The following is a 3,747-nucleotide window of genomic DNA, read 5'->3' on the forward strand; positions in this document are numbered from 1 at the left end:
CCATCGACATCGTGTCGTGCTCGGCAAGGACACCAGACTTTCCGGTTATATGATCGAGAATGCCATGGTCGCCGGTCTTTGTGCCGCCGGCATGGACGTGTTCCTGCTCGGCCCGATCCCGACGCCGGCTGTCGCCATGCTGGTGCGTTCGCTGCGCGCCGATATCGGCGTCATGATCTCGGCCTCGCACAACCCTTATTACGACAACGGGATCAAGCTGTTCGGACCCGACGGCTACAAGCTCTCCGACGAGATCGAGGAGCGCATCGAGAGCATGCTCGACAGGGATATCGAACTGGCGCTCGCCGACTCCGACGGGCTTGGCCGCGCCAAGCGCGTCGACGGCGTGCATGACCGCTACATCGAATTCGCCAAGCGCACCTTGCCGCGCTCGATGTCGCTCGCGGGCTTGAGGATCGTCGTCGATTGCGCCAATGGCGCGGCCTACAAGGTGGCGCCCGAGGCGCTGTGGGAACTGGGCGCCGAGGTCGTCGCCATCAATGTCGAGCCCAACGGCTTCAACATCAACAAGGAATGCGGCTCGACCCACCCGGCCGGCCTGCAAAAGAAGGTGCACGAAGTGCGCGCCGATATCGGCATCGCGCTCGACGGCGACGCCGATCGCGTCGTCATCGTCGATGAAAACGGCGCGATCGTCGATGGTGACCAGATCATGGCGCTGATCGCCGAATCCTGGCACCAGAGCGGGCGGCTTGCCGGCGGCGGTGTCGTCTCAACCGTCATGTCCAATCTGGGCCTCGAACGCTTCCTCGGCGACATGAAGCTGCAATTGCACCGCACCAAGGTCGGCGACCGTTATGTCGTCGAGCATATGCGCGCGCACGGCTTGAATGTCGGCGGCGAACAGTCGGGCCATATCGTGCTGTCCGACTTTTCGACCACCGGCGACGGCCTGGTTTCGGCGCTGCAGGTGCTGGCCTGCATCAAGCGGCAGGGCCGGCCGGTCAGCGAACTGTCGAAGAAATTCGAACCCGTGCCGCAACTCCTGAAGAACGTTCACATTTCCGGCGGCAAGCCGCTCGAGGAGGCGCCGGTCAAGGCCGCCATCGAAGACGCGCGTAACCGGCTCGGCAAGACCGGACGGCTGGTTATCCGGCCATCCGGGACAGAGCCGCTGATCCGCGTGATGGCCGAGGGCGACGACCCGCAACTGGTCGAGTCCGTGGTGAATGGCATCGTGGACATCATCTCGGAAACGCGCAGCGCCGCCTGAGCCCCACAGCGCCCGGCAGGACGTCGTCGCCTGAACCTGTCCAAGCCCGCCTTTCGGCGGGCTTTTTCTTGTCGGCTCCCAGTCTGTTCGCTGTTCGGAAATCTCGCAGCGGTTCCCAGAAGTTTCGAGATTCGTGGTTAAGCAACAGGGTTAAACGCCTTTTAACCTTTGCAATTCATTATCCACGACTGAAAGCCAATCGCATTTCGGGCGGGTTTGCCGTTCCGAGCTTCTCAGGGGTGACAAGCATGTTCAAGACAGCAAGAAAGGCCCTGCTCGCCTTACTGTTCGCAGGCCTGGCGGGGCCGTTGTTCGCGGCCGACCTGCCGGAACCGATCGTCGAAGAGGCTCCGCCTCAGGCCGTCTACGAGCAGCCGGTAGAAGTCGGCGGCTGGTATATCCGCGGCGACATCGACTATCACAAGTCGACCGTGCGCGGCATCGACTATATGACCTACACCATCGATCAATGTAATTGTACGGTCACGCCCGGCACCAGAAGTTTCGATTTCGGCAAGCTCAAGGGCGGGTTCTCGCTCGGTGCCGGCGTTGGTTACAAGATCAACGACCACTTCCGGACCGACCTGACCGCCGACTACTGGTTCAAGTCGAACTTCAACGGCGGCACCTCGGATATCAACGGAACATCGACCGAAGTGTCGAAGATGAGCGCCCTGCTGCTGCTGGCCAATGCCTATGTCGATCTCGGCACCTATCACGGCATCACGCCTTACGTTGGCGCCGGCATCGGCGGCGCCCGCGTCAAGTGGGATGATGTCTACGATCCGAACACCACCGAGTTCAATCCCGGCAGATCAAGCTGGCGTTTCGCCTACGGTCTGATGGCCGGCGCTTCGTACTGCCTGACCGACAAGATCATTCTCGATGCCGGCTACCGCTTCTCCCATATCCAGGGCGGCCGCATGTTCGACTGGAACATCACCAGCTCCGGTCCCGGCTTCGATCGTGGCATCAACACACACGAAGTGCGCGGTGGCCTGCGTTACCAGTTCGGTGGCAACAACGGTTGCGCCGCGCCGGTCGTTGCCTACCAGCCCGAACCCGAGCCGATCTACACTAAGTAACAGCATCTACATTACTTGAATTCTTCACAAACCGCCCGGCCTCAGCCGGGCGGTTTTTCGTTGGCCGCCTGGAATCGACAGGGGAAATGAATTCGCTAACGCTCTGTTAGCCTTAACCGCCACTTAACCACTATGGTTAACAATGCTCCTTGAAACGATGGCTGCCGCTGCGATTGCGGGCTGCGCCAAATTCGGGAGTCGGGGACCATGAAACTTACATCGCGTATGGCGCTGGCGCTCGGTGCACTAGCCCTCCTGCCGCTGACGCCGGTGCACGCGGCCGACTACGATCCGCCGATCTATGTCGACCAGGCGCCCGACTACGTCCCGGTCGAGGTCGGCTCCGGCTGGTATCTGCGCGGTGATCTCGGCTATGCCTTCAACAAGCCCTATGAATTTTCGGAAACTCCGGCCGGTCTGGTTACGGATACCAGCCCGCTGTCTGGTTCGATAGGTATGGGCTACCATTTCAACGATTACTTCCGTGGTGAATTGAATTTCGGTCTGCTGCCGACAAGCAAATTCGCCAGCAAATTCGACAGTACTTGCGATGGAACGCAGACGGTGACTGTCACCAGCGGTGGCAGCACAAGCGCGTTCGCCGGCCCAAGCACCCGTGGATGCGAAGGCTCCAACGACGGCAACAACAAGGCCTACGATGTGATGGCCAGCGCCTTTGTCGACCTGGGCACTTATGTCGGCTTCACGCCCTATGTCGGAGGCGGTGTCGGCATAGCGTACAGCACCTACAAGTACGCTCAAGGCGCTCGCAACTGTCAGAATTCATCGACAACATCAGGTACAACCACGACCATCTTTGAATGCGACGATCCAAACGGCTATGATGGGACGACGCAGTCGGAGAAGCAGTTCAGCTTCGCCTATACGCTCGGCGCCGGCTTTGCTTATCAGGTCAGCAAGAATGTTGCAGTCGATGTCGGCTATCAATACACGGCTCTGCCTTCCGCGAAATACGTGACAGCAGACGCTGTCGGCAACCCTGAGTTCAAAAAGGGCCTCGATTATCATCAGGTCAAGGTCGGGCTGCGCTACGATCTCTGGTAGGCGCGGCGAGTACGAGGACCAGCACGGCGGATCATGGGGTCCGTCGTTTGCGTTTGAAGTCACGACATCCTGATCGGGGATCGCCGGTATCCCGGCAACGACAAAAACTTTCCTCTTGACGCCTGAAGCCCGAACGAATATCGCCGTCCGTGGGCCACCCCTCCCCAACGAGGGGCCACTATCTGGAAGGATAGACCACGATGACGACGCATACGAAGCCCGGACTCCGTCCGGCAAACCCCAATTTCTCCTCAGGTCCCTGCGCAAAGCGCCCCGGCTGGTCGGTCGAGGCGCTAAGAAATGCTGCGCTCGGCCGTTCCCACCGCGCCAAGATCGGCAAGACCAAGCTCGAACAGGCGATCG

3 protein-coding genes and 1 pseudogene are annotated in these 3,747 nt (G+C 60.4%); all 4 read left to right on the top strand.

Annotated elements, in window-relative coordinates; genetic code table 11:
- The coding region (gene glmM / locus EN991_RS27235) for a phosphoglucosamine mutase (RefSeq protein WP_127369915.1) at nt 1-1,234 on the top strand (1,234 nt) is incomplete at its 5' end.
- A 248-nt stretch (nt 1,235-1,482) separates the two neighbouring features.
- Nucleotides 1,483-2,319 (top strand): outer membrane protein, encoded by an 837-nt coding sequence (locus EN991_RS27240; RefSeq protein ID WP_027162513.1) that lies wholly within the window; start codon nt 1,483-1,485, stop codon nt 2,317-2,319.
- Nucleotides 2,320-2,544: 225 nt separating this feature from the next.
- Nucleotides 2,545-3,384, top strand: a complete 840-nt coding sequence (locus EN991_RS27245) for an outer membrane beta-barrel protein (protein WP_318011902.1) — start codon at nt 2,545-2,547, stop codon at nt 3,382-3,384.
- Between the two features lie 200 nt (nt 3,385-3,584).
- Nucleotides 3,585-3,747 (top strand): annotated as a pseudogene (locus EN991_RS27250) (phosphoserine aminotransferase); the annotation flags it as partial.

Source organism: Mesorhizobium sp. M7A.F.Ca.US.005.03.2.1, from assembly GCF_003997795.1.
Taxonomy (GTDB): Bacteria; Pseudomonadota; Alphaproteobacteria; order Rhizobiales; family Rhizobiaceae; genus Mesorhizobium; species Mesorhizobium ciceri.